23 protein-coding genes are annotated in these 23,552 nt (G+C 64.2%); 14 read left to right on the top strand and 9 right to left on the bottom strand.

Annotation, left to right across the window (positions count from 1 at the left end; translation table 11 throughout):
• Positions 1-137: 137 nt before the first annotated feature.
• Positions 138-527, bottom strand: coding sequence for a DUF1330 domain-containing protein (locus tag CT676_RS40330; RefSeq protein WP_193560936.1), 390 nt, complete (start codon positions 525-527; stop codon positions 138-140).
• Positions 528-632: 105 nt separating this feature from the next.
• On the opposite strand from CT676_RS40330, the gene CT676_RS40325 reads away from it, so the two are divergent.
• Both CT676_RS40325 and CT676_RS40320 read left to right on the top strand, forming a co-directional pair.
• Positions 633-1,568, top strand: a complete 936-nt coding sequence (locus tag CT676_RS40325; RefSeq protein WP_167768318.1) for a DMT family transporter — start codon at positions 633-635, stop codon at positions 1,566-1,568.
• A gap of 89 nt (positions 1,569-1,657) precedes the next feature.
• Positions 1,658-2,635 carry a tripartite tricarboxylate transporter substrate binding protein gene (locus CT676_RS40320; RefSeq protein WP_028161006.1) on the top strand — a complete coding sequence of 326 codons (978 nt, stop codon included), beginning with the start codon at positions 1,658-1,660 and terminating at the stop codon, positions 2,633-2,635.
• Positions 2,636-2,850: 215 nt separating this feature from the next.
• Here CT676_RS40320 and CT676_RS40315 read toward each other — a convergent pair whose 3' ends face one another.
• The gene (locus CT676_RS40315) at positions 2,851-4,536 is read right to left on the bottom strand and encodes a methyl-accepting chemotaxis protein (protein ID WP_135216986.1); all 1,686 of its coding nucleotides are present in this window, start codon (positions 4,534-4,536) and stop codon (positions 2,851-2,853) included.
• Positions 4,537-4,797: 261 nt separating this feature from the next.
• Between CT676_RS40315 and CT676_RS40310 the strand changes: the two genes are divergently transcribed.
• The 4 genes from CT676_RS40310 (at position 4,798) to CT676_RS40295 (ending at position 9,286) form a co-directional block, all read left to right on the top strand.
• A complete protein-coding gene (locus CT676_RS40310) occupies positions 4,798-5,841 on the top strand; it encodes a C-terminal binding protein (protein WP_135216985.1) in 1,044 nt (347 codons plus the stop codon).
• A gap of 86 nt (positions 5,842-5,927) precedes the next feature.
• Positions 5,928-7,271: an extracellular solute-binding protein gene (locus CT676_RS40305; RefSeq protein ID WP_135216984.1), complete on the top strand. Its 1,344-nt coding sequence runs from the start codon at positions 5,928-5,930 to the stop codon at positions 7,269-7,271.
• Between the two features lie 169 nt (positions 7,272-7,440).
• Entirely contained in the window at positions 7,441-8,397 is a 957-nt protein-coding gene (locus CT676_RS40300) for a sugar ABC transporter permease (RefSeq protein ID WP_071909793.1), read from the top strand.
• Positions 8,390-9,286, top strand: coding sequence for a carbohydrate ABC transporter permease (locus CT676_RS40295; protein WP_028151054.1), 897 nt, complete (start codon positions 8,390-8,392; stop codon positions 9,284-9,286). Before CT676_RS40300 ends, CT676_RS40295 begins: the two co-directional genes overlap by 8 nt.
• A 6-nt stretch (positions 9,287-9,292) precedes the next feature.
• Here the strand turns inward: CT676_RS40295 and CT676_RS40290 are convergent, their stop codons facing one another.
• The gene (locus CT676_RS40290; RefSeq protein WP_085398962.1) at positions 9,293-10,186 is read right to left on the bottom strand and encodes a LysR family transcriptional regulator; all 894 of its coding nucleotides are present in this window, start codon (positions 10,184-10,186) and stop codon (positions 9,293-9,295) included.
• A gap of 141 nt (positions 10,187-10,327) precedes the next feature.
• Here CT676_RS40290 and CT676_RS40285 point away from each other — a divergent pair, with 141 nt between their 5' ends.
• The 4 genes from CT676_RS40285 to CT676_RS40270 all read left to right on the top strand — a co-directional run bounded on the left by CT676_RS40285 (position 10,328) and on the right by CT676_RS40270 (position 14,275).
• The gene (locus tag CT676_RS40285; protein WP_135216983.1) at positions 10,328-11,299 is read left to right on the top strand and encodes an MBL fold metallo-hydrolase; all 972 of its coding nucleotides are present in this window, start codon (positions 10,328-10,330) and stop codon (positions 11,297-11,299) included.
• A gap of 54 nt (positions 11,300-11,353) precedes the next feature.
• Positions 11,354-12,361, top strand: a complete 1,008-nt coding sequence (locus CT676_RS40280) for an alpha/beta hydrolase (protein ID WP_135216982.1) — start codon at positions 11,354-11,356, stop codon at positions 12,359-12,361.
• A 19-nt stretch (positions 12,362-12,380) separates the two neighbouring features.
• Complete coding sequence (locus CT676_RS40275; RefSeq protein ID WP_135216981.1) at positions 12,381-12,839, top strand: DUF6130 family protein; 459 nt, start codon at positions 12,381-12,383, stop codon at positions 12,837-12,839.
• Positions 12,840-12,919: 80 nt separating this feature from the next.
• Complete coding sequence (locus tag CT676_RS40270) at positions 12,920-14,275, top strand: esterase-like activity of phytase family protein (RefSeq protein WP_135216980.1); 1,356 nt, start codon at positions 12,920-12,922, stop codon at positions 14,273-14,275.
• A 249-nt stretch (positions 14,276-14,524) separates the two neighbouring features.
• Here CT676_RS40270 and CT676_RS40260 read toward each other — a convergent pair whose 3' ends face one another.
• From CT676_RS40260 to CT676_RS40235, 6 genes are all read right to left on the bottom strand, one after another.
• On the bottom strand, positions 14,525-15,352 hold the full coding sequence (locus CT676_RS40260) for an energy transducer TonB (RefSeq protein WP_135216978.1): 828 nt from the start codon (positions 15,350-15,352) through the stop codon (positions 14,525-14,527).
• Entirely contained in the window at positions 15,352-15,798 is a 447-nt protein-coding gene (exbD, locus tag CT676_RS40255) for a TonB system transport protein ExbD (protein ID WP_063981157.1), read from the bottom strand. Before exbD ends, CT676_RS40260 begins: the two co-directional genes overlap by 1 nt.
• A 3-nt stretch (positions 15,799-15,801) precedes the next feature.
• Positions 15,802-16,578 (bottom strand): tonB-system energizer ExbB, encoded by a 777-nt coding sequence (gene exbB / locus CT676_RS40250; RefSeq protein ID WP_135216977.1) that lies wholly within the window; start codon positions 16,576-16,578, stop codon positions 15,802-15,804.
• Between the two features lie 27 nt (positions 16,579-16,605).
• Positions 16,606-17,109, bottom strand: coding sequence for a heme utilization cystosolic carrier protein HutX (gene hutX, locus CT676_RS40245; protein WP_135216976.1), 504 nt, complete (start codon positions 17,107-17,109; stop codon positions 16,606-16,608).
• Between the two features lie 30 nt (positions 17,110-17,139).
• A complete protein-coding gene (locus tag CT676_RS40240; RefSeq protein WP_135216975.1) occupies positions 17,140-17,475 on the bottom strand; it encodes an antibiotic biosynthesis monooxygenase in 336 nt (111 codons plus the stop codon).
• Positions 17,476-17,611: 136 nt separating this feature from the next.
• The gene (locus tag CT676_RS40235) at positions 17,612-20,008 is read right to left on the bottom strand and encodes a TonB-dependent hemoglobin/transferrin/lactoferrin family receptor (protein WP_135216974.1); all 2,397 of its coding nucleotides are present in this window, start codon (positions 20,006-20,008) and stop codon (positions 17,612-17,614) included.
• 249 nt (positions 20,009-20,257) lie between these two features.
• On the opposite strand from CT676_RS40235, the gene CT676_RS45710 reads away from it, so the two are divergent.
• Genes CT676_RS45710 through CT676_RS40215 form a run of 4 tightly spaced genes read left to right on the top strand, consistent with a single transcriptional unit; the run spans position 20,258 to position 23,324 of the window.
• Entirely contained in the window at positions 20,258-20,464 is a 207-nt protein-coding gene (locus tag CT676_RS45710) for a hemin uptake protein HemP (protein WP_063981151.1), read from the top strand.
• Positions 20,465-20,470: 6 nt separating this feature from the next.
• Positions 20,471-21,421 carry a hemin ABC transporter substrate-binding protein gene (locus CT676_RS40225; protein ID WP_135216973.1) on the top strand — a complete coding sequence of 317 codons (951 nt, stop codon included), beginning with the start codon at positions 20,471-20,473 and terminating at the stop codon, positions 21,419-21,421.
• A complete protein-coding gene (locus tag CT676_RS40220) occupies positions 21,418-22,512 on the top strand; it encodes an iron ABC transporter permease (protein ID WP_135216972.1) in 1,095 nt (364 codons plus the stop codon). The genes CT676_RS40225 and CT676_RS40220 overlap by 4 nt, the downstream gene beginning before the upstream one ends.
• The gene (locus CT676_RS40215; protein ID WP_135216971.1) at positions 22,509-23,324 is read left to right on the top strand and encodes a heme ABC transporter ATP-binding protein; all 816 of its coding nucleotides are present in this window, start codon (positions 22,509-22,511) and stop codon (positions 23,322-23,324) included. Before CT676_RS40220 ends, CT676_RS40215 begins: the two co-directional genes overlap by 4 nt.
• Positions 23,325-23,552: the final 228 nt, after the last annotated feature.

Here is a 23,552-nt window from a genome sequence, read left to right as displayed (position 1 = left end):
CTTCCACAAAGCTCGGCTGTCCCGTCCGCTTGACCGCCATCGCTACCCTCCAAGGCTTTGCCCTAGGGAATCACAATTGACGAATTACGCAACAGGCCCACAAGGGGAGAGGGGAAGAGGCGTGCCGCGCGACAGCGCTACTTCGTCCTGAACTTGCTGTAGGCCTCGCGCGTGGCGATGATCACGTGCTCGGCGCAGCCGTTGACGCGATGCGGATCGGCCTGCGTCTCGTAGGCCTCCGACGTCATCATGTCGATGAAAGCCGCAACCGTTGGGTAATAGACCAGCGCGACGAAATCCCAGTCGTTGCCATCATGCGAGCCGAGCGCGACCGCCTTCGCTTCGCCGGTCCACAGCAGCGTGCCGCCGCGTGCCCTGATCATGGGCACCGTGATCGCACTGTAACGAAGATATGCGTCCCAGCCCGAACCGTCACCGTCGCGCGAGCGCTGGTGAAAACGCATCAGGTTCAGCATGACCACCGGCGCATTTGCATCGAGCCGCTCCAGGCCCTCGATGTTCAACATATTAACCGCCAATGACACCTCCTCAAGCCATGCCTGCATTGTAGCCTTGCGGCCGCGAGACTTGTGTCACAACAAGAATCCGGCGCAAAGTCGCATGCAACGCCAATGACGATTGCTTCGCCCGCGCCAAAGGCCTCGAATCCGGCCAGTTGGCTCAACAACCAGCCTTATCTGCTGCTCAGCCTGAGCTCGCTGTTCTGGGCCGGCAACATCGTGCTCGCGCGCCATGTCGGCGCGCATGTGCCGCCGCTGACGGTGACCACGATCCGCTGGTTCGGCGTGTTCCTGATCCTGTTGCCGTTCGCCTGGCCGCATCTGAAGCGCGACTGGCCGAACTTGCGCAAGAGCCTGCCGCTGATGCTGTTCCTGTCGCTGGTCGGCTTTGCCTTCAACAACGCGATCTCGTACTGGGCTATGCAATACACGGAGGCGCTGAACGCGTTGCTGATCCAGTCGGCCGGACCGCTGTTCGTGGCGCTGTGGTCGCTGGTGCTGTTCGGCGTGCGGCTGACGGGTGCGCAGCTCGCCGGCATCGCGATCTCGCTTCTCGGCGTGCTGATCATCATCCTGCGCGGCGATCTCGCCGCGCTCGCGAGCATCAGCTTCAACAGGGGCGACATCATGTTCGCCTCCTCGCTGGTGGCGTTCGGGCTCTACTCCGCCTTCATCCCGCGACGGCCGAAGATCCACCAGCTCTCCTTTCTCTCCTTCACCACCTTTTGCGGCGCGACGATGCTGCTACCCGCCGCGATCTGGGAAGCCCTCAGCGGCCGTGTCCTGCAACTCGACGGGGTGACGCTGGCGACGCTGGGTTACATCCTGATCTTTCCCTCGACGCTGGCCTATCTCTTCTTCAACCGCGGCGTGGCGCTGATCGGCCCGAACCGCGCCGCGCCGTTCTTCCATCTGGTCCCGGTGTTCGGCTCGGCGATGGCGATCCTGCTGCTCGGCGAAAAGCTCCAGCCGTTTCATTTGATCGGCTATGCGCTCGTGCTCGCCGGCGTCGTGTTCGCCTCGCGCCAGGGTTCTGCGGTGAAATAATTCCGCGAGGTGGGCAGCAAACTCCCGTCTTCCGATTTTTGCGAAGAGAAGCTAGGTTCCCCGCCAACGAAAAGAGGGAACGTCCAGACATGCTGTCATCACTGATCCGCGCTCTGCGCACAGCCGGCGCAGCCGCACTTTGTCTCGCCGCCGCATCCGCCGCGCAGGCCGACAATTATCCGAGCCGCAACATCACGCTGGTGCTGCCGTTCGCGGCCGGCAGCGGCACCGACACCACGACGCGGCTGATCTCGCAGCATTTGTCGCAGGCACTCGGCGTCGGCATCGTGATCGAGAACAAGGCGGGCGCCAACGGCATGATCGCCGCGACCTATGTCGCGCGCGCCGCCCCCGACGGCTACACGCTGCTGGTTACGACCAACACGACGCATTCGGCCAATCCCTACCTGCTCAAGAGCCTGACCTACGATCCCGTCAAGGATTTTACTCCGATCGCGCGGACCGGCGACCTGCCCTTCATGCTGGTGGTTCATCCGGAGGTGCCGGCCAAGACCGTCGGCGAGCTCGTCGCCTACGGCAAGGCCAATCCGGGCAAGCTGAGCTACGCGTCGGGCTCGTCATCGGCGATCGTGTCGGGTGCGACCTTTGCGCACAATGCCGGGCTCGATCTCCTGCACGTGCCCTACAAGAGCTCGCCGCCGGCGCTCAACGACGTCATGGGCGGCCGCGTCTCGATGATGTTCGTCGACATCCTGACCGGCCTGCCCCACGTCAACGGCAACGCGCTGCGCGCGCTCGCCGTCACCACCAAGGACCGCTCGCCGCTGGTGCCGAACCTGCCCTCGATGCAGGAGGCCGGCGTGCCGGATTTCGACATCTCGTCGTGGCAGGGCTATTTCGGCCCCGCCGGCATGCCCAAGGAGATCGTGACCAGACTTAACGCCGAGATCAGGAAGATCGTCGAGAAGCCGGAAATCAAGGCCCAGCTCGCCACGCTCGGCATGGACGCCTTCTCCGGCACGCCGGAGCAGCTCGGCACGTTCGTGAACGAGCAGCTCGTGCTGTGGGAGAAGCTGATCACCAACGCGAAGATCGAGAAGCAGTAGGGGGTCTAGGAAGGTGTCATCGCCCGCCTTGTGCGCAATTGCGCACTGGGGCGGGCGATCCAGTATTCCGAGACGTTGGTGATTGACCCGATGGGCCGCGGCGTACTGGATGCCCCGCCTTCGCGGGGCATGACAGCCGAACAGTTGAAAAAGAAAAAAGGTGGGCATGGCGTTTGCGCGCCTTTGCCCACCCTACGAATTCCGTGCGTTCGGCTTTACGCCGCGCGGACCTTGGCGAGGAAGCCGTCGACCGCGCTGCGCAGCGCGCCGGACTGGCTGTCCAGCTCGCGGGCGTTGGTGAGCACGTCGGTCGCAGCAGTGCCGGTCGCTTCGGCGGCCGAGGTGACGCTGCCGATATTGGCGTTGATCTCGTTTGAGCCGGCCGCGACCGACTGGATGTTGCGGGCGATCTCGCGGGTCGCTTCGCCCTGCTGCTCGATCGAGGCGGAAATGCCGGCGGTGATCTCGCTCATTTCGGCGATGGTCTGGGTGATGCCGGAGATCGCCGTGACCGCGTCGCTGGTCGAGGTCTGCATCGCCGCGACCTGGGCGGAGATTTCCTCGGTCGCCTTCGCGGTCTGGTTCGCCAGCGCCTTGACCTCGGAGGCCACGACCGCGAAGCCCCGGCCGGACTCGCCGGCGCGCGCCGCTTCGATGGTGGCGTTGAGCGCGAGCAGGTTGGTCTGCGCCGCGATCGAGTGGATCAGCTTGACGACCTCGCCGATCTTCTCGGCGCCGGTCGAGAGCACCTGTACGGTGGCGTTGGTGCGCTCGGCATCGCTGACGGCCCGGCTAGCGACTTCGGTCGAACGCGTGACCTGGCGGGAGATCTCCGCAACCGAGCTCGACAATTCTTCGGCGGCCGCGGCAACCGTGCCGACATTGCCGGAGGCTTTTTGCGAGGCGGCGCCGACCGTCGCCGCACGCGACGAGGCGTCGCTGGCCGTCGCGGTCATCGACTGCGCGGTGCTCTGCATGCCGGCGGCGGCCGAGGAGACCGAGCGGACGATGCCGTTGACGCTGCGCTCGAAATCGCTGGCGATGCCCTCCATCGCGCTGCGACGTTCCGCCGCGGCACGCTCCTTGGCATCGGCCTCGGTCTTCTCGAGGCCGCGGATGCGGACCGCGTTGTCCTTGAAGATCTGGACGGTCGAAGCCATCGCGCCGACCTCGTCGCCGCGACCAACCCCGGGAATCTCACCCTCGAGCTTGCCGTCGGCGAGATCCTTCATGCGGGCGCCGAGCAGCTCCAGCGGACGGCTGATGCCGCGGCTGATCAGCCAGGCAACGCCGCCGGCGACGATGACGATGCCGAGCATGGCAAGACCTAGCAACCAGTAGACCGGGCCCATCTTGGCGTCGATGTCGCTGAGATAGGCGCCGGTGCCGAGATACATGTCGAAACCGGGCACCGCGACGGCGTAACCGATCTTGCTGATCGGCGTCTCCTGGCCGGGCTTCACGTAATCATAATAGAGCAGGATCGAGCCGTTGGCCTTGACGCCGTCCATCAGCTCGACGGAGAGCTTGCGGCCGTTGGTCACGACATCCATGCGGTTGCTACCGATCTGCTTCGGATCGGGCGCGAGCTGGGTGATGCCGTCATAGGACGTGCCGAACAGATAGCCCGAGCCGTTGTCGTAGGTCATCGCGTTGCCGTAGCGGCGAAGGTCGGCCAACGCCGCATCCTTGGTCAGCTCGCCGGCATCGACGCGTTTCTTCAGCGCCGCGGCGTAGTTGCGACCCAGGTCGACGATCGACTTGGCCTGGTCGATGCGCGCATTCACCATCTCGCGCTTCATCAGATAGCCGGCGAGAACACCGGAGAGGCAAAGGCCGAACAGGGTGACGCCGACAAGGATACCGAGCTTGGGGGCGATCTTCAGATTGCTCAACTTCACGGGACAGCTCCGGCAATAATGGGATACGGGCGCGCAAGGGAATCGAAAAATTTGAATCAACTTTTAGTGGGCGACCTCTTATCAACCTGTTACGGACGGCTCCGTAGAAGCCCGGACGGAAGGCCGAAACAGTCGAATAAATCGCCGCAGCGGCAACCGACGATTGTACGCGACCGCTCCGATTTCGCGTAAAAGACGCAAAGGCCCGCCCACAAGGTGCGGGTCACAACAAGAACCGACAGACCAAATCGGGAGCAGGAAATGCCGAAATACAGGGTGGTGACGCCGAAAGGCGCGAGCTTCACGGTCGCAGGCAGCGACTATTCCTATGAGCGTGAGGCGCTCGATCCGATCGATGCCGAGATCATCGAGGCGCCGGCCAATGAGGCCGAATTCATCGCCGCCGCGAAAAACGCCGATGCCATCTATGCCAAGGGCATCCCGATCACCAAGTCGATCATCGACGCACTTGATAGCTGCAAGGTGATCACGCTCGGCTCGGTCGGCGTCGACAGCGTCGACGTGAAGGCCGCGACCGCCCGCGGCATTCCCGTCACCAACATCCCCGACACCTTCATCGAGGAGGTCGCCGACCACGCCATGATGCTGCTGCTCGCCGGCTTCCGCCGCCTGGTCGAGCAGGACAGGATGGTGCGCGATGGGCGCTGGGCCGAGGGCCGGCCAGCGCTGTTGAAGATCCCGCGGCTGATGGGCCAGACGCTCGGCTTCGTCTCGTTCGGCCGCGTCGCGCGTGCAGTTGCGAAGCGCGCCGCCCCGTTCGGCCTGCGCATGATGGCCTACGATCCCTTCATCCAGGAAACGCTGATGTACGACCACGGCGTGATCCCGGCGACGCTGAACGAGGTGCTGTCGCAATCCGACTTCGTGTCGATGCACGCTCCCGCCCGGCCCGAGGTGCATCACATGCTCACCGAGAAGCATTTTCGGCAGATGAAGAAGGGCTCGGTCTTCATCAATACCGGCCGCGGCGCCACCGTCGACGAGGAAAGCCTGATCAAGGCGCTCCAGGAGGGCTGGATTGCGCACGCCGCCCTCGACGTGCTGGAGAAGGAGCCGCCCTCGCACAACAATCCCATCCTCAGCATGGAGAACGTGACGCTGACCGCCCATGTCGCCTCGGCCTCGGCACGGTTCGACGAGGCGCGCAAGCGCCGCGTGGGCTACGAATTGTCACTGGTGCTTCAGGGCATGTGGCCGGTAAGCTGCGTCAATCCGTCGGTGCTGCAGAACACCGCGCTCCGCCGCTGGCAGCCCGTTAGCATGGATCGCGGACCGAACAGCTAGGCGGCCGGCGCCAAGCGCGCCGGGAATCGGAACGGCCCTTCACCGGCGATCAACGCCGGGAAGGGAGACATCATAGGGAGGAACTGATGAGGAACGACATCACCCGTCGTGATGCCTTGGCTCTGGGCCTGTCCGCTACGGCGCTCGCGGCAACCGGTGTTGCAGCGCACGCTCAATCCGCAATCAAGGCCGCGGACGTCCCCGCACCGAAACTGCCGATCGAGAAAGGCGCGTCCTTGCGCATGCTGCGGCCGGTGCGCTTCGTCCAGGCCGACGAAGACGTGTTCCGCGCCAACGCGGCTAAATTCACCAAGGAGACCGGGGTCGAGGTCAAGGTCGATTTCGTCGGCTGGGAGGACATCAACCAGCAGACCGCGGTGACCTCGAATTCCGGCGCCGGCCCCGACATCATCATCGGCTTCTCCGACGCGCCGCACATCTATGTCGACAAGCTGATCGAGCTGACCGACGTCGCCGACTATCTCGGCAAGAAGTATGGCGGCTGGCAGAACCTTGCGAAGGCCTACGGCAAAAAGGCCAAGAGCGATACCTGGATCGGGCTCCCGTTCGGGGCCACCGCCGGTCCCCTGATCTATCGCAAGTCCATCCTCAAATCCGTCGGGTTCGACAAGGCGCCGGACGATCATGCCGGGCTCCTGGACCTCTGCAAGAAGCTGCAGAAGGCCGGCAAGCCCGCTGGCTTTGCGCTGGGCAATGCCGTCGGCGACGGCAACGGCTTTGCGGACTGGATGATGTGGTCGCACAATGCCTCGCTGCTGGATGAGGAAGGCAATGTCACCATCAACAGCAAGGAGACCATCGCGGCGCTGAATTTCGTGAAGGAGCTCTACCCGACCTTCATCGCCGGTACGCCGTCCTGGAACGACGTCAGCAACAATCGCGCCTATTCCTCACAGGAAATCGGGCTGACGGCGAACGGCGTCTCGCTGTATTTCTCGCTGAAGAACGATCCAGCGACCGCGGCGATCGCCGAGGATTCCGAACATCAGCTGCTGCCGAAGGGCCTTGCACCGATCTCGCCGATGTCCGGACTGACGCTGAACGCCATGGTGTTCAAGCACAGCCAGTATCCGAACGCGGCGAAGGCCTTCCTGCAGTTCATGCTGGAGAAGGACCAGTACGAGCCGTGGCTCAACGCCAACAGCGGTTACTGGTCGCAACCGCTTGCGGCCTACGCCGATGCGGCGGTGTGGAAGGGCGATCCCAAGGTCGCGATCTTCAGGGACACCATGAACAGCACGTATTACGCCGGCTACAAGGGTCCGATTTCGACCGCCACCGGTGCTGTTCGCGCGGACTATGTGACGGTGCAGATGTTCGCCTCGGTCGCGACCGGTGCGGCGACGCCCGAAGCCGCGGCTGCGGAAGCGGAACAGCGCTGCAAGCGGTACTTCCGCAGACAGAGGTAGCGGCCGACGACAACGCGGCCGTCATTGCGAGGAGCGACGCGACGAAACAATCCAGACTGCAACTGCGGAGACAGACTGGATTGCTTCCGCCTTCGCCAAAGCTACGGCGGACAAGTCGCTTCGCTCGCAATGGCGGTGTGGTAACAGCCTAGAACAGGACAACGACCCGATGTCCGTGACCACCCTCTCCTCCCCCGTACTGGCGCACCGGCAGCAATCCTGGCTGGTGCGGTTGTTCGACTACAAGCCGTTCCTGATCGTGATGTGCCTGGCGCCCGCGATCGGGCTCCTCGCCGTGTTTCTGACCTATCCGCTCGGTCTCGGCATCTGGCTCGCCTTCACCGACACCACGATCGGCCGACGTGGCGTCTTCGTGGGCCTTGAGAATTTCCAGTATCTGCTCACCGATCCCCTCTGGTGGGGCGCGGTGTTCTACAGCGTGTTCTATACGGCGGTCGCGACCTTCGGAAAGTTCGCGCTCGGCTTCTGGCTCGCGCTGCTGCTCAACAACCATTTTCCGTTCAAGAGCCTGCTCCGCGCCATCGTGCTGCTGCCCTGGATCGTGCCGACGGTGCTCTCGGCGCTCGCGTTCTGGTGGATCTACGATCCGCAATTCTCGATCATCTCCTATTTGCTGGTCGACGTGCTGCATTGGCGCACCACCAACATCGACTTCCTCGGCGCGCCCTGGCCGGCGCGCTTCTCGCTAATCGCGGCGAATATCTGGCGCGGCATTCCCTTCGTCGCGATCTCGCTGCTCGCGGGCCTGCAGACCATTTCGCCCTCGCTCTACGAGGCCGCGATGCTCGACGGCGCCAGCGCCTGGCAGCGCTTCCGCTACATCACCTTCCCGATGATGATGCCGATCCTCGCCATCGTCATGACCTTCTCGATCATCTTCACCTTCACCGACTTCCAGCTGGTCTACGCCATCACCCGCGGCGGCCCGGTGAACTCGACCCATTTGCTGGCGACGCTGGCGTTCCAGCGCGGCATCGCCGGCGGCGAGCTCGGCGAAGGCGCCGCGATCGCGGTGTCGATGATCCCGTTCCTGGTGTTCGCGACGCTGTTCTCATATTTCGGCCTGGCGCGCCGCAAATGGCAGCAGGGAGAGGCCAATGACTGATACTGTGGCGCAGCCGGCCGCCGTCGCCAACACACCGCCCGACACCATGGCTTGGGATTCCGGGCTGCGGCGGCTGATGATGATCTACCTGCCACTCGGCTGCTTCGTGCTGATCCTGCTGTTTCCGTTCTACTGGATGGCGATCACGTCGTTCAAGCCGAACGCAGAGCTGATGAATTTTAAGGATCACAACCCGTTCTGGATCACTTCGCCGACGCTGGCGCACGTCAAGCACCTGCTGTTCGACACCGCCTATCCGCGCTGGCTGTGGACAACGATGATCGTTGCGATCGGGTCGACCACGCTGTCGCTGATCGCGAGCACGCTCGCCGCCTACGCCATCGAGCGCCTGCGCTTCCGCGGCAGTCCCTATGTCGGCCTCGGCATTTATCTCGCCTATCTGGTGCCGCCGTCGATCCTGTTCATTCCGCTCGCCACCGTCGTGGTGCAGTTCGGCCTGTTCGACTCACCGATGGCGCTGATCCTGGTCTATCCGACCTTCCTGGTGCCGTTCTGCACCTGGCTCCTGATCGGCTATTTCAAGTCGATCCCCTACGAGCTCGAGGAATGTGCGCTGGTCGACGGCGCGACGCGCCTCCAGATCCTGCGGCGGATCACGCTACCGCTGGCGGTGCCTGGGCTGATCTCGGCCGGCATCTTCTCCTTCACGCTGTCCTGGAACGAGTTCATCTACGCGCTCGCCTTCATCCAGAGCGGCGCCAACAAGACCGTGCCGGTCGCGATCCTGACCGAGCTCGTCACCGGCGACGTCTACCAGTGGGGCGCGCTGATGGCGGGATCGCTGCTCGGCTCGCTGCCGGTTGCGATCTTCTATTCGCTGTTCGTCGATTATTACGTCTCCTCGCTGACCGGCGCGGTCAAGGAGTAACACGAGCTAAGCAAGCCGCTCCTTAAGGCGCGGCGTGGCCCAGTCGAGAAAAGATCGGAGCTTGAGTGGCTCGGGTTTGCGCTCCGCGTAGACGATATGCACCGGCCATGGCGCCTGTTCGAATGGCTCCAGCATCAAAACGAGCTTTCCGGCGCGCCGTGCGGCTTCCATCTTGTACGACATGACTCGGGTGATGCCGGCACCCGCGATCGCGGCTTCGACCGCAGCCTCGGAGTCGCTCAAAGTCAATCTCGACCGGATCGGCACCGCTACTTCGCGGCCGTCGATGACGAACTTCCAGTTCCGCTGAGCCGCGAGGCTGTCGATACTGATACAGTCATGAGCAGCCAGATCGGCAGGCACCTTCGGTTGGCCGTGCTTGGCAACATAACCGGGACTCGCACAGAGCACGAACCGGACCGAGCCGACTCGGGTCGCGATCAGGTTGCTGTCCGGGAGGTTGCCGATGCGAACCGAAATGTCGATATTCTCCTCGGCCGTGTTGACAATGCGGTCGGTCAGGACGAGCCGTAGCGCGATGTCTGGAAAGGCATCCATGAATTCGAGCGCGATCGGCAACAGGTGCATGTGTCCGAGCCCCCAGGGCGACGTGACCGCGAGATCTCCTTTCGGAATCCTGTACTCGCCGGAGACCTCGCGCTCCGCGTCGTCTACCTGCCCGATAATGCGCTTGCAGGCTTCGATGTAGGATCGTCCGACATCGGTCAGCTTCATCTGGCGCGAGGATCGCTGAAATAGTTGGGCCTTCAACCGCGCCTCCAGCTCGGCGACCGTGCGGCTGACTGTCGCGACCGGCGTGTTGAGGCGCCGCGAAGCGGCTGAAAAGCTTCCTGTCTCAGTGACCGCGACGATCACCGACATTGCCTCCAACCGGTCCATCGGATACGCTTTCCATATCTTGAGAAGGTGCTTCTCAAGCATACCGTCTGCTCCCCACAGCGACAATCGGCTACGCGGTGGATATGCGCAAAGCCGCCGTGCGTTTTGAATGCCGTCGCCCGGCCGTCAATCGAGGACGCTATGGAGTTAGAGACCAGAGCCCTGCTGTCGCGCCGCAATTTCTGTCTCTGCTGCCTGAGCGGCGCGACGATTGCCGCTACTAACGGTTGGCTTTCGCCGCGGCAGGCCTACGCCGAAGCGCGAGGCCTTGTCAGCCTGATCAAGGACAGTGCGGCGACATCGCCGATCACCACGCACAAACTCCGAGGCAACATAGCCGTGCTCGAAGGCTCCGGCGGAAATGTCGCGGTCCTGACCGGTCCCGACGGCAAGGTTTTAGTCGATGCCGGCATCCGCGTCTCGCGTCCCCAGCTCACCAAAGCGATGGCCGATCTCGGCGCCGATCCCGTCACCCATCTCGTCAACACCCACTGGCATTTCGATCACGCCGATGGCAACGAATGGCTCCATTCCGCTGGCGCCAGGATCATCGCGCAGGAGAACACGCGAAAGTACCTCCTCGAAGTTCAGCGCGTAGAGGACTGGGACTACAATTTCCTTCCGCTGGGACCAGGCGGCATCCCCAGCGACGTATTTTCCAGCACCCATGAGCTCAGACTCAACGGAACCTCGATCGGCCTGAAATATTACGGGCCCGCGCATACCGACAGCGACATCTCCGTCACCTTTGCAGAAGCCAACGTCGTTCATGTCGGCGATACCTTCTGGAACGGCATCTATCCGTTCATCGACTACTCGACCGGCGGCAGCATCAACGGGATGATCGCGGCTTCCGAAGCCAATCTCGCGGCGACCGGACAGGATACGATCGTGATCTCCGGTCATGGCAAGCCGGTTGGCAACAGAGCCGAACTCCAGGCGTTTCGCGACATGTTGGTGACGATCCGCGACAACGTCGCCCGTCTCAAGAGCCAGGGACGAACGCGGGACGAAGCCGTGGCCGCCAAACCGACCGCGGCCTTCGATGCGATATGGGGGCAGTTCGTGATCGACCCCGGCTTCTTCACCCGGCTGGTCTACCAGGGCGTTTGAAGCCGCGGACGACTGACGTCCGCAAAGCCACCGATTCTGGACAGGGAGATCGACATGAAAAGTGCAGAGGTCACGCCGCCACAAACCCGTATCGATCGTCGTTGCCTGGTCCTTGGATTGTCCGGAATCGCCGTTGCCACCGCTTCGCCGGATGCATCGGCGAAACCGCAGCGTGACGGCCGCGGCGCCACCGGTTCTTATCCGGTCGTCTACCATCGAACCAAATCCGTCGACGGGATCAAGATCTTCTACCGCGAAGCGGGGCCCAAGGATGCACCGGTGGTGCTGCTGCTGCACGGCTTTCCGACCTCCTCGCACATGTTTCGCAACCTGATCCCGGCTCTGGCGGACCGCTATCACGTGATCGCTCCCGACTACCCCGGCTACGGCCAGAGCGACATGCCGCCGCGCACGTCGTTCAAATACACCTTCGATCGCTTCGGCGAACTCGTTGACGGCCTGCTCGGCCAGCTCGGGGTCACCCGCTATGCGATGTACGTCATGGATTACGGCGCCCCGGTCGGCTGGCGGCTGGCGCTCAAGCATCCCGAGCGCGTCAGCGGCCTGATCGTGCAGAACGGCAACGCCTATGACGAAGGGCTGAAGGAGTTCTGGAATCCGATCAAGCAATACTGGGCCGACGGGTCCGATACCAGTCGACAGGCATTGATGAAGCTGGTGACGCTGGAAACGACGAAATTCCAGTACACCGACGGCATGTCGGACGTAAGTCGGATTTCACCCGACAATTGGGTACAAGATCAGGCGCTGCTCGACCGGCCCGGCAACAGCGACATCCAGATGGACCTGTTCTACGATTACCGGACCAATCTGCCGCTGTATCCCGCGGTGCAAGCCTACTTCCGCAAGCACAAGCCGCCGACGCTGATCGTCTGGGGCAAGAACGATTTCATCTTCCCGGCCGACGGCGCCCATCCCTACAAGCGCGACCTGCCGCAAGTAGAGTTTCACCTGATCAACACCGGTCATTTCGCGCTCGAGGACAGATTCGACGAGATGGTTCCGCTGATCCGCGACTTCCTCGGCCGCAAGATCGCCTGATAACCTGGAAGGAACGAACATGAACGCGGCCCTCGACGTCGTGGCCGCTCTGGCGGTCTCCACAATGTTTGCGGCAGCCGCCGTCGCCCAAAGCGCCCGCGACGTGCGCGGGCCCTCTCCGCTGGTTGCCATCGACAAGCAGGCGCCCACCCGCCTGATCGTCGATCCGCCGCTGGCCGAACAACTGGCGCAGGGCCTCGTCTTCATCCAGTACACCACGGAAAATCTCCGGATCGTACCGGTGTTCGGCAAGGGCGCGCTCGACGTGTCGCCGCGCATCGGTCACATCCACATCACGGTCGATGATGCGCCCTGGCATTTTGTCGATGCCAGTGGCGAGACCGTGATCGTGGTCGGACTGCCTCCGGGCCCGCACAAGGTACTGTTCGAGTTGGCCGATCCCACGCACCGCGTGATCGACAGCAAGACCATCAGCTTCGAGATTCCGGCGCGCTCTCCGGCACCGCCGAAACAATAGCTGCTGCGGCGTTTGGCCCGCTTTCACAAAACTGCAACATGCGATCCGCATAAGGCGTCGTCCACTAACAGGAGACGCACATGCGCGCGACTTTTCTTGCCTCCGTCGCAACGATCATTCTCACCGCGAGCACCGCGCTTGCACAGAACGAGGGTGAATTCCCGGCGAAGCTCGCCGGCCACGTGGTGATGCCGGCCGCAACGTTCATCGACGCGCCGTCCGACGCGCCGGCCGATCTCAAGACCTCGGGCAAATACACCACCGGCAAGCGCGTCGACGCGCTCGGCACCGTGATGGGCAAGTCCTACGAGCGCGCGACCGGCGTGTCGCTGCCGTTCAAGGGCCAGCCGCTGCAGGGCCATTCCGGCATCAAGCACATGCCCGACGGCAGCTACTGGGTCATCACCGACAACGGCATGGGCGCGCGCGCCAACTCGCCGGATTCGATGCTGTACCTGAACCGCTACAAGATGGATTGGGCCAGCGGCAAGATCGAGCGCCAGGAAACCATCTTCCTGCACGATCCCGACAAGAAGGTGCCGTTCCGCATCGTGCATGAGGACACCCAGAAGCGTTACCTGACCGGCTCCGACTTCGACACCGAGGGCTTCCAGATCATCGGCGACACCTTCTGGATCGGCGACGAGTTCGGCCCCTATATCCTGAAGGCCGACAAGACCGGCAAGATCCTCGGCGTGTTCGAGACGGTTGCCGACGGCAAGCCGGTGCGCTCGCCGGACAACTGGGCCGTGGCGACGCCGGGCGCGCCGGGCGCGACCTACACCAACGTCAACCTCCGCCGCTCCAAGGGCTATGAGGGCTTTGCGTCGTCCAAGGACGGCAAGTTCCTCTACGGCCTGCTCGAGGGCCCGCTGTGGGACGCCGACAAGAAGGACTGGGAGAAGGTCGACGGCAAGGAAGCCTCCCGCATCCTCGAATTCGATGTCGCCGCCGAAAAATTCACTGGCCGCTACTGGCAGTATGTGTTCGAGCAGAACGGCAACGCCATCGGCGACTTCAACATGATCGATCAGGCCTCCGGCCTCATCATCGAGCGCGACAACGGCGAAGGCACGGCCGACAAGGCCTGCCCGCAAGGCACCCGCGGCGAGAACTGCTTCCCTGACATCGCCAAGTTCAAGCGCGTCTACAAGATCGAGCTGACCGACGCCAATGTCGGCAAGCCCGTGCGCAAGATCGGCTATATCGACCTGATGAAGATCCAGGACCCCGACAAGAAGGCCCGCAAGCCGCTCAATGACGGCGTCTACACCTTCCCGTTCTTCACCATCGAGAACGTCGATCGCGTCGACGAGACCCACATCATCGTCGGCAACGACAACAATCTGCCGTTCTCGTCCAGCCGCGATCCCAACAAGGCCGACGACGACGAGTTCATGCTGCTCGAGGTCGCGGATTTCCTGAAGGCGAAGTAAGCCGAACTCTCTTCCCTCTCCCCGTTCTCACGGGGAGAGGGAAGGAACCGACAGTGGCGCCTCACCCTCCGTCATTGCGAGCGCAGCGAAGCAATCCAGAGTCTCTCCGCAGAGGCAGTCTGGATTGCTTCGCTGCGCTCGCAATGACGAGGATAGAACTCCATTCCCACACTCTCGATGAGTGCGCGGAGACAGCCCCTCTCACTCCCTCTCCCCGTAAGAACGGGGAGAGGGAGTGAGAGAGCAACCTCACCGCACGATAAAGTCCACCGGAACGGTAAAGCTCATCGAGCTGCTCTTGATCTCCGCCGGGATCGGCGGGAACGGCGAGGCCTGGTGGATCATCGACGTGGCCTTGGCATCGAACGCGGCAACGCCGGACGAAGCGATGCGGCTGGACGTGACCTGGCCGTTACGGCCGATCGTGAAACTCACCCGGACCAGCCCGCGCTGACCGTTGCCGCCGGACGGATAGGAGTGAAGGCGCATCAGATGCGCACGGACGCGCTGATTGTAACTCGCAACCAGCGATGCGACCGCGCCCGCGCTCATGGCGGACGCTGCAGGTGCCTCCCGCTCGGCGCGCGGTGGCGCGCTGGTGCGAGGCGCGGGGCGCGCCTCCGACGGCTTCTTTGCCTCCGGACGAACTACTTTCGGCTTTTCGGGCGCCGGCTTTTCCTGCGGCACGATTTTCGCGGGCTCCGGCTTGTCCGGTGTCGGCTCGAGCTTCTGCTCCGGCGGCGCCACCACGTCGGGCTTCTCCTGCGGCGGTGTCGGCGCGATGGTCTCCTCGACCGCCTGCCGCTGCATCGGCTCCGGCGGTGAGACATCGGCCTCCTTCATCACCGGCCCCGGCACCACGTCATCCGGCGTCGCCTGCGGCGCCGACGTGATCGGAGCCATGTCGATCATGACCGCAGGCAGGGTGACGCCCTGCTCCGGTTGCGACCGCACCCAATTCATCGCGATCACCGCAGCGATGACATGCAACGCCACGATCACCGCGGCCGAAACGCCCCAACGCGCCGTTTCGCGCTCGCCGAGCGGTTCATGCAGGGCAAAAGCGCTCGCCGACATCAGCTGCGTCCGTCGAGGCCGACCAGGGCGACCTTGAGATAGCCGCCATTGCGCAAGGTGTTCATCACCTCCATCAGGTCGCCATAAGAGACAGCCTTGTCGGCGCGCAGATAGATGCGCTCGTCCTTGCGGCCCTTGGTGGCGGCATCGAGCGCCGTGACGAGGCCTTCGCGTGCCATTGTCTCCTCGCCGACGGCGACGGTGAGATCCGGCTTCACCGTCACGAAGGTGGGCTTGTCCGGCCGCGGCGCCGGCTCGGCGGCGGTGGCCGGCAGCTCGACGCCGATGTCGACGGTGGCGAGCGGGGCCGCCACCATGAAGATGATCAGCAGCACCAGCATCACGTCGATGAACGGCGTGACGTTGATCTCATGGGTGACGTCGAGATCGCCGGGGTCGCCGCGCCTCAGCGGCGATCCCCCGCGTGCGCCGAGCTTCGCAGCCATGGCCTACTCCGCCGCCCGCGCCAGGCGGAACTCTCTGTGGTCGCGCTGCCGGCTGACCAGGAGCATGAGTTGCGCCGAGGCGTCGCCGAGCAGCGCGCGGTAATTGGCGATGCCGCGGACGAGCTGATTGTAGATCACGACCGCCGGGATCGCGGCGACGAGTCCGAGCGCTGTCGCAAGCAGCGCCTCGGCGATGCCGGGCGCGACCACTGCAAGGCTCGTGGTGTGGCTCTCGGAGATGCCGATGAAGGAATTCATGATACCCCAGACCGTGCCGAACAGGCCGACGAACGGCGCGGTGGCGCCGATGGTCGCGAGCACGCCGGTGCCGCGCGCGATCTGCCTGGACATCGCGGCCTCGACCCGTTCCAGCCGCAGCGCCACGCGCTCCTGGAGGCCGTCATCGACAATGCCGCCGGAGAGCTCCGCCTCCTTGGCGCAGGACTGGATGAGCTGGGCGACCGCATCATGCGCGTCGCCGGTCCGCTCCGCCGCCTCCGCCAGTTTCATCCTGCCCTCGAGCGCGCGCGTCCGCTGCACGGCGAGCGCGCTCTTGCGGCGCAGCTCGATGGTCTTGGCGAGCCACACCGTCCACGTCACCAGCGAAGCGACGGCGAGCCCGACCATCACCACCTTCACGATGATGTCGGCACCGAGGAACATGCCCCAGGGCGACAGATTGCGCGGCAGCAGCGCTTCGTCGATCGCGAAGGCCGGGCCCGGCGCAAGCACCAGCCCAATTGTTAGGATCACATGCCGAAGCCCAAAATTGCGCTGCATCCTGATCTCCCGATAGGCAGAAGGAAATTATGCCGCGACGCGGTCCGCCAGCTGCCGGAATCGCACGAGCTGGTCCGCCCGCAGCGCCCGGGTCTCGTCGCGGCCGACGAAGACCTTGAACATGATGCCGCCGTCGGCATTGACGAAGGCAACGAAGGCCGAGGTCTTGCCCATGAAGGGACGCTCGACGAAGGCTAAGGCCCCGCAGCGCTCGTGGCGGAGATGGCCGTGCAATCCCTTCGGCTGCATCAGGTTGAAATAGCCGCGGCCGATCTCGCCCGCCGGGACCGCGCCCGTGAACTCGAAGATCGCGTCATCCGTGTGCACGATGAGCGTCACCTCGCCCCACGCGGCGATGTCCTGCATGGCGGCGGCGAAATGCTCGCCGCCACCAACGCGCACCATCGACGACGGCAGCGCCTCGATCACCGCGCGCGGAGTGACCTTGCGCTCGCGCGCAACGTCCTCGATCACCGCACCGGGATTGTCAGCCATGTACGCCTTGAGATCGGCGAGATCGGTGCTCAGCATGTCCGGCTCCCTTTCGTGATCCGCCGCGATCTAGGCGGCCGCGTTCGTCTTGCGCTCGGTCATGATGACCTCGAACCCTTCGAACTTGGGATGGCCGAGATAGAGGCTTTCGCCGGTCTTGTTGTCGGCGCGCGCGTGGGCGCGACGGAATTCGTCCGACCGCGTCCAGGCCTCGAACGCCGCCTTGTCGACCCAGACCGTGTGCGAGGAATACAGCGTGTAGTCCTCGAGCAGCGGCCCCTTCAGCAGGTGGAATTCGACGAAGCCGGCCATGCTGCCGAGATAGGATTCGCGGGTGCGCCAGACGGTCTCGAACGCAGCTTCCGAGCCGAGCTTCACCTGGAAACGATTCATGGCGATGAACATTCGATTTTTCTCCTGTCAGTCTTGTTGATCGGCAAATGCCGAGCGGATGATTTAGAACGTGCCGAAGCCACGCTGGGACATCAGCGTGGCTCTGGCGGTCAATACGGCGTCCCGTTTGCTGTCGTCGGCGTACTCCTTAGATGCCGCCGAAGTGGTACTTCAGGCCTCCCTTGACCACGAGCCCGGGGCCGGCGCTCGCCCATTTCACGTCGTTTTGCGTATCGCCCGTGCTGCCGACCGGAATGGCGTAGGGCCGGTAGTACTGGTTGAGAAGATTTTCGACCGAGAAGTTCAGCGTGAGATCGGGCCGCGGCTGATACTGGGCGTAGAGGTTGACGAGATCGTACGACGTCGCCGGCGTATAGGTCGGCGGGATGTCGGTGTTCGCGATCACCGACGTCCACATCACCGAGAGGATCAGGGTCCGGTCCAGCAACCGCACGCCGGCGGTCGTCGTGACCTTCTGCGGCGGAACGCTGTACAGGCCAAATCCCGTCTGGAGGTTTTTGCCGTTCTGGTAAGAGCCGGAGAGGCCGAAGAACCAGGTGTTCGCGTCGTACATCGCCTCGGCCTCGAGACCCTGGATGCGGGCGGACGCGACGTTCTGATATTGCAGGAACGGAAGCACGGTGATGGAGGGCGCCGGCGGCGGGCCGGTAGGGACCACCAGCGGATTTCCATAGGCGACCTGATCGATGAAGTCGGAGATGTCGTTGCGGAACACGTTGATCTTGCCGCGCAGCGTATCGCCCGCCGTGAACAGATCGTTTTTCTTGATGTTGAAGCCGATCTCCTTGTTCTTGCCGACCTCGGGCCGCAGATTCGGATTCGGGACGAAGCAGAAGGTCGAATCCGCGCCCGGACCCGGCGTGCCCGACGGACAGCGGAAGAACGAGTCGTTGATCGTCGCGCCCGAATGCGGACCGCTGACCAGCGTTTCCGTGATCGACGGCGCGCGATAACCTTCGGCGTAGCTGACATAGGGCGTCACGACCGCCGTGGGAACGAGCCCTACGGTGATCTTCGGCGACAAACGGTCGCCGCCGGACGACGAGGATGCCGAGGAGAGCTGATAATTGTCGTAACGAAGCGCTCCGATCACCTCGAGCATGGAGGTGTAATTGGCCTTCCACTGCACGAAACCGCCGGAGACCGTACGCTGACCGCCGGGCGTCGTCACTTCCGAAGTGCCGGTCCTGTCCTGCGTCGACACCTTGTCCTGGAAAGCGTCCAGTCCGTAGGTCACCGCGTGACGCCAGCTGCCGGTATCGAAGCGCGTGGTGTTGTACACGTCGACGCCGACCGTATCGAGCAGATATCCACGGTTGCTGCCGATACAGCCGGACACGGCATTGCCGGGCACGCCGCCGCAGAAGACCGACGGCGTCGTGCTGGTATGCGCGGTCTTGACCTGGTCGTTCTCGGTGCGATTCCAGTAGACCTTCGCATCCCAGTCGAACCACTGGTCATCCGGCTGCGAATATTTCCAGCCGAGCGTCGTGGTGTAGTTCTTGACGTCGGACCTGTAGATCGACGTGCCGCTCAGGTTGTTGGCGCCGTTCGCATTGGTCGAGTTGGGATCGCCGGCACGGCGTGGCGGTTGACCCACGCTGTAGATGTCCTCCTGGAAGATGGTGCCGAGCTTGATCTCGTGCCCGTCGGCCGGGCGCACCGTCAGCTTGGCGATACCGCTGGTGAGCCGGTTGCCGGTATTGGCGACCTCGAAGCCAGTGCCGTCTTTGTAGCTCTCCTGCGTCGAATAGGTGCCGCCCGCGAACACGTCCACATTCGGATTGACGTGAACACCGCCGAAGGCCGAACCGAGCGCGCGTCCGTAATTGCTGCCAAGGATGGTCTTGACGTCGACGCCCCAGCGCTCGCCGGCACGCACGACGTCCTCGATATCCTTGGTGCGGAACGACGCCACGCCGCCGATCGCACCGGAGCCGTAGATGTTGGCGGTCGGACCACGAACGATGTCGATGCCGCTGATCAGCTCGGGGTTGAGAAAGAACGAGCCGTTGGCGAAATGGCCCGTGCGCTGATAGTTCTGCCGCGCGCCGTCGACGACGACGGCGACCCGGCCGAAATCCTGCAGGCCTCGGATATTGATCGAGGTCGACGGCTCGTCACCGCGGTTCTGAACCCATACGCCCGGCACATTATAGATGAGATCGCCGACCGTGCTGGCCTGGCGGCTTTCGATCTGCGCCGAAGTTACGACGCTGACCGGTGCGAGCGCGTCGACCGCGCGCTCGTCGGTCTTGGAGGCGGCAGCCGTGATGGTGTCGAGCGCCTGAACACCGACGATCGCCTGCGCGCGTGCATCCCACACGCTGGTGCTGGCCTGCTGCTGCTGAACAGCTTGCGGCTTGGCCGGATTGCGCTTGGCCTGCTTGGGCTTCGCCGGCTTGGATGATTGCGCGGCTTGATCCGCGGTCTGCGCAAAGCTGCTCACCGGCGACACCGCCGCAATTGAAACCACCGACGCGCCCAAAATCAGCGCGCGCGAATACCTAGCCCCGTCAGCCATACACCCAACCCAATCATGATATGTCTTGTTTGGCTGGCGTGCGCTCGCGCGGCGAGCGACTGGCTGGCTATTCTCTGGTGCAGGCCCCCCGGCCCGCATTGTTCCATTTGGTTACGTGGCAACACCCTGACGGTCAATGTCATCGGGTTGCAGTTTATATCGATTGTAAATTGCCGCCGTTGGAATGCGCCTGATGCCGCTTATACAAACAAGACGCATCTGAAATTTCGAAAGCGCATCACACCTACCATGTCAGCAACGTCCGGAGACAATAGCGGCGATGCGGCAGGGCCGACACAAAGCCCTTCTGCAACAACGAGAAGTTTGACCATACGCGGGAGCCGGATCGACAGCCGCGAGCTGTTTGCGGCGGAGCGCGAGATCATCATCGCGCATGGCGAGGACGCCTATCGCCTTCGCCTGACCTCGCAGAACAAGCTGATCCTGACGAAGTAAGCTGCAATGACATTTTGTCGCACCCTCGCAAACCTCCTGCTCACCGGCACCATCGCGCTCGCCTCGACCGCGCACGCCGCCGGTATCACGGTGCATGATGCGCGCAATCGCGATGTCGCCGTTGCCGACTTCGCCCGCACGGTCTCGATCGGCGGCGCTATTACCGAGATCCTCTATGCGCTCGGGCTGGAGAGCCGCCTGGTCGGCGTCGACACCACGAGCCTGTATCCGGCAGCGGCGCTGCACGACAAACCCAATGTCGGCTACATGCGCCAGATTTCGGCCGAGGGCGTGCTGGGCCTCAACCCGACCCTGATCCTGGCGATCCAGGGATCGGGCCCGCGCGAGACCATGGACCTCCTGGAGACGGCGAAGGTGCCGCTGGTGCTGGTGCCCGAGACTTTCTCCGAGGAAGGCCTGATCGAGAAGATCAAGCTGGTCGGCCATGCCATGGGCGTCGATGCACGCGCCGAGTGCCTGGCGACCGCAGTGGCTACGGATCTTGCGCAGCTGCGCGCACTGCGTGCCAAGGTCACGAAGCCGGTCCGCGTGATGTTCGTGATGTCGCTCCTGAACGGGCGGGCGATGGTCGCCGGTCACAAGACCGCCGCCGACGAGATCATCCAGCTTGCAGGCGCCACAAACGCGGTCGAGGATTACGACGGCTACAAGAACATCGGCGACGAGGCGATCGTCGCGGCAAAACCCGACGTGGTGCTGTCGATCGAGCGCGGCAAGGATTCGCTCCAGGCCGACGCGGTCTACGCCCATCCCGGCTTCACCTTGACGCCCGTCGCCGCCAACAAGAGCTTCATCACGATGGACGGGCTCTATCTACTCGGCTTCGGCCCGCGCACGGCCGCGGCGGCCCGTGATCTCTCCGTCAAGCTCTATCCGGCATTGGCCGAGGGCGGCGCCTTCACGTCGGCTCTGTCGGCGGCGAACTGCCGGCAATGAGCGTGGCGATCGGGACGGATTCGCGGACCCCGCGGCGCGCGGGCGCAGGACGGCGATTTACGTCGATTGCCATTCCCCTGCTCCTGGTGATCCTCGCGGCCACCGCCATCGTCGCGCTGACCGTGGGCGCAGCCGGCATTCCCCTCTCCCGGCTGCCTGCTGCGCTCGGTCTCGCAGGCAACACCACCGCCGACGCCATGACGGCGCGCGACCAGCTCGTGCTGTGGTCGATCCGGATTCCCCGGATCGCGGCGACCGCGATGGTCGGCGGCCTGCTCGCCGCAGCCGGCGCCATCATGCAAGGATTGTTTCGCAACCCGCTCGCCGATCCCGCGCTGGTCGGCGTCTCCAGCGGCGGCGCGCTGGCGGCGGCAAGCGCGATCGTGTTCACGGACTCGCGCTTCGGCGAGACGCTGCGTTTCCTTCAAACCGAGCTGTTGCCGCTCGCGGCCTTCGCGGGCTCGCTGGCCACGACCGCGATCCTTTACGGCATCTCCAGCCGCGCGGGGCGGACCTCGATAGCGATCTTCCTGCTTGCCGGCGTCGCCATCACCGCCATCACCAATGCCGGCATCGGGCTGCTGGTGTTCATCGCCGACGACCGCCAGCTTCGCGACATTACATTCTGGCTGCTGGGCTCGATGAGCGGCGCGACCTGGACCAAGGCCGCCGTGCTCGCGCCGATCCTCATCATCGGGCTCGGCGCCTGCGCGTATATTGCCCGCGGCCTCGACCTGCTGGTGCTCGGCGAGGCCGACGCGTTTCACGGCGGCGTCGATGTCGAGCGCCTCAAGCGGATCTCGATCGTCATGGTCTCCGCCATGACCGGGGTCGCGGTGTCGATCAGTGGCGTCATCGGCTTCGTCGGCATCGTCGTGCCGCATCTGCTCCGTCTCGTTATTGGACCTGCGCATCGCCTGTTGCTGCCGGCCTCGGTGCTGCTCGGCGCGATCCTGATGGTCGGCGCCGACACGCTGGCGCGCACCATCGTGGCACCCGCGGAGATGCCGATCGGCATCTTGACGGCAGCGGTCGGCGCGCCTGTCTTCCTCGGCATCCTGCTGCGCCAGCGCGGGCTCGCCTCGCTATGAGCGCCGTGATCGAGGCGCGAGGTCTCAGCAAGCGCGCCGGCCGCGCCACGCTGCTCGATGGCGTCGGCCTATCGGTTGAAGCCGGCGAGATGGTCGCGATCATCGGCCCGAACGGCGCCGGCAAGTCGACGCTGCTGCGGCTGCTCTCCGGCGATCTCCGCCCGAGCGAGGGCGAGGTGCACCTGAAGCAGCGCGACATAAGCAGTTATACGCCGCGCGAGCTTGCCGCGCGCCGCGCGATGCTGTCCCAGCACATCAACGTCACCTTCCCCTTCACGGTCGAGGAGATCGTGCTGATGGGCGCGGGCGACCGCAGCCTGCGCGATGCCGTGTCGCTCGTCGACGCCGCGCTGGACGAGGTTGGCCTCGCACATTTCCGCGAACGGCAATTGCCGACGCTATCGGGCGGCGAGCAGCAGCGCACCCATTTCGCCCGCGTGCTGGTGCAGCTCGCCTGCGGCGAAGCCGAGCATGGGCCGGGGCTCCTGCTGCTGGACGAGCCGACATCGAGCCTCGACCTGCGCCACCAGATCGACCTCGTCGAAGCCGCGCGCCGCCGCGCGGCAGGCGGCACCGCTGTCATCGCGATCCTGCACGACCTCAACCTCGCGATCCGCTTCGCCGACCGGCTGATCGTCCTGAACGGCGGCAGGCTCGCCGCCGACGGCCCGCGCGCGGAAATCGTCACGCGCGAGACCATTCGCGACATCTTCGAAATCGACGCCGTCGTTCATCAGGCCGACGACGGCGTGCCCTACGTGCTGCCGCAATCGATGCGCGCGGCGGCGCGAGCCGAACTGCGGCCGCGGTGAAGCTGCGCTCCCTCGCCCCGCTTGCGGGGAGAGGGTTGGGGTGAGGGGGAGTCTCCGCGGGGACGGTGAAAGTTGAATTCGCGGAGAGTCCCCCTTGTAAGTCGAAGCGCCGCAGGTCTGCTATTGTAAACGTTGCGGTGACGGACGGGAGCCCGCAAACCCCCAGGTCGTTGCAGGCCGTGGGTGAGAGAGGTGCCCCGTCCGTTAGTCCATTGAACCCGAACAGTC

The sequence above is a fragment of the Bradyrhizobium sp. MOS001 genome (genome assembly GCF_004634465.1).
Taxonomy (GTDB): Bacteria; Pseudomonadota; Alphaproteobacteria; order Rhizobiales; family Xanthobacteraceae; genus Bradyrhizobium; species Bradyrhizobium barranii.
Note: the sequence above shows the minus strand (reverse complement) of the source record. Positions and strands in the feature narration are given on the sequence as shown.

Excerpts from the sequence above, each read along its gene's own strand:
- CT676_RS40280 (WP_135216982.1), top strand. The coding sequence starts at position 11,354 with ATGAAAAGTGCAGAGGTCACGCCGCCACAAACCCGTATCGATCGTCGT.
- CT676_RS40285 (WP_135216983.1), top strand. The coding sequence starts at position 10,328 with ATGGAGTTAGAGACCAGAGCCCTGCTGTCGCGCCGCAATTTCTGTCTC.
- CT676_RS40300 (WP_071909793.1), top strand. The coding sequence starts at position 7,441 with ATGTCCGTGACCACCCTCTCCTCCCCCGTACTGGCGCACCGGCAGCAA.
- CT676_RS40270 (WP_135216980.1), top strand. The coding sequence starts at position 12,920 with ATGCGCGCGACTTTTCTTGCCTCCGTCGCAACGATCATTCTCACCGCG.
- CT676_RS40260 (WP_135216978.1), bottom strand. The coding sequence starts at position 15,352 with ATGTCGGCGAGCGCTTTTGCCCTGCATGAACCGCTCGGCGAGCGCGAA.
- CT676_RS40275 (WP_135216981.1), top strand. The coding sequence starts at position 12,381 with ATGAACGCGGCCCTCGACGTCGTGGCCGCTCTGGCGGTCTCCACAATG.
- CT676_RS40240 (WP_135216975.1), bottom strand. The coding sequence starts at position 17,475 with ATGTTCATCGCCATGAATCGTTTCCAGGTGAAGCTCGGCTCGGAAGCT.
- CT676_RS40320 (WP_028161006.1), top strand. The coding sequence starts at position 1,658 with ATGCTGTCATCACTGATCCGCGCTCTGCGCACAGCCGGCGCAGCCGCA.
- exbD (WP_063981157.1), bottom strand. The coding sequence starts at position 15,798 with ATGGCTGCGAAGCTCGGCGCACGCGGGGGATCGCCGCTGAGGCGCGGC.
- CT676_RS40220 (WP_135216972.1), top strand. The coding sequence starts at position 21,418 with ATGAGCGTGGCGATCGGGACGGATTCGCGGACCCCGCGGCGCGCGGGC.
- CT676_RS40305 (WP_135216984.1), top strand. The coding sequence starts at position 5,928 with ATGAGGAACGACATCACCCGTCGTGATGCCTTGGCTCTGGGCCTGTCC.
- CT676_RS40215 (WP_135216971.1), top strand. The coding sequence starts at position 22,509 with ATGAGCGCCGTGATCGAGGCGCGAGGTCTCAGCAAGCGCGCCGGCCGC.
- CT676_RS40235 (WP_135216974.1), bottom strand. The coding sequence starts at position 20,008 with ATGGCTGACGGGGCTAGGTATTCGCGCGCGCTGATTTTGGGCGCGTCG.
- CT676_RS40330 (WP_193560936.1), bottom strand. The coding sequence starts at position 527 with ATGTTGAACATCGAGGGCCTGGAGCGGCTCGATGCAAATGCGCCGGTG.
- CT676_RS40225 (WP_135216973.1), top strand. The coding sequence starts at position 20,471 with ATGACATTTTGTCGCACCCTCGCAAACCTCCTGCTCACCGGCACCATC.
- CT676_RS40310 (WP_135216985.1), top strand. The coding sequence starts at position 4,798 with ATGCCGAAATACAGGGTGGTGACGCCGAAAGGCGCGAGCTTCACGGTC.
- CT676_RS40290 (WP_085398962.1), bottom strand. The coding sequence starts at position 10,186 with ATGGACCGGTTGGAGGCAATGTCGGTGATCGTCGCGGTCACTGAGACA.
- exbB (WP_135216977.1), bottom strand. The coding sequence starts at position 16,578 with ATGCAGCGCAATTTTGGGCTTCGGCATGTGATCCTAACAATTGGGCTG.
- hutX (WP_135216976.1), bottom strand. The coding sequence starts at position 17,109 with ATGCTGAGCACCGATCTCGCCGATCTCAAGGCGTACATGGCTGACAAT.
- CT676_RS45710 (WP_063981151.1), top strand. The coding sequence starts at position 20,258 with ATGTCAGCAACGTCCGGAGACAATAGCGGCGATGCGGCAGGGCCGACA.
- CT676_RS40295 (WP_028151054.1), top strand. The coding sequence starts at position 8,390 with ATGACTGATACTGTGGCGCAGCCGGCCGCCGTCGCCAACACACCGCCC.
- CT676_RS40325 (WP_167768318.1), top strand. The coding sequence starts at position 633 with ATGACGATTGCTTCGCCCGCGCCAAAGGCCTCGAATCCGGCCAGTTGG.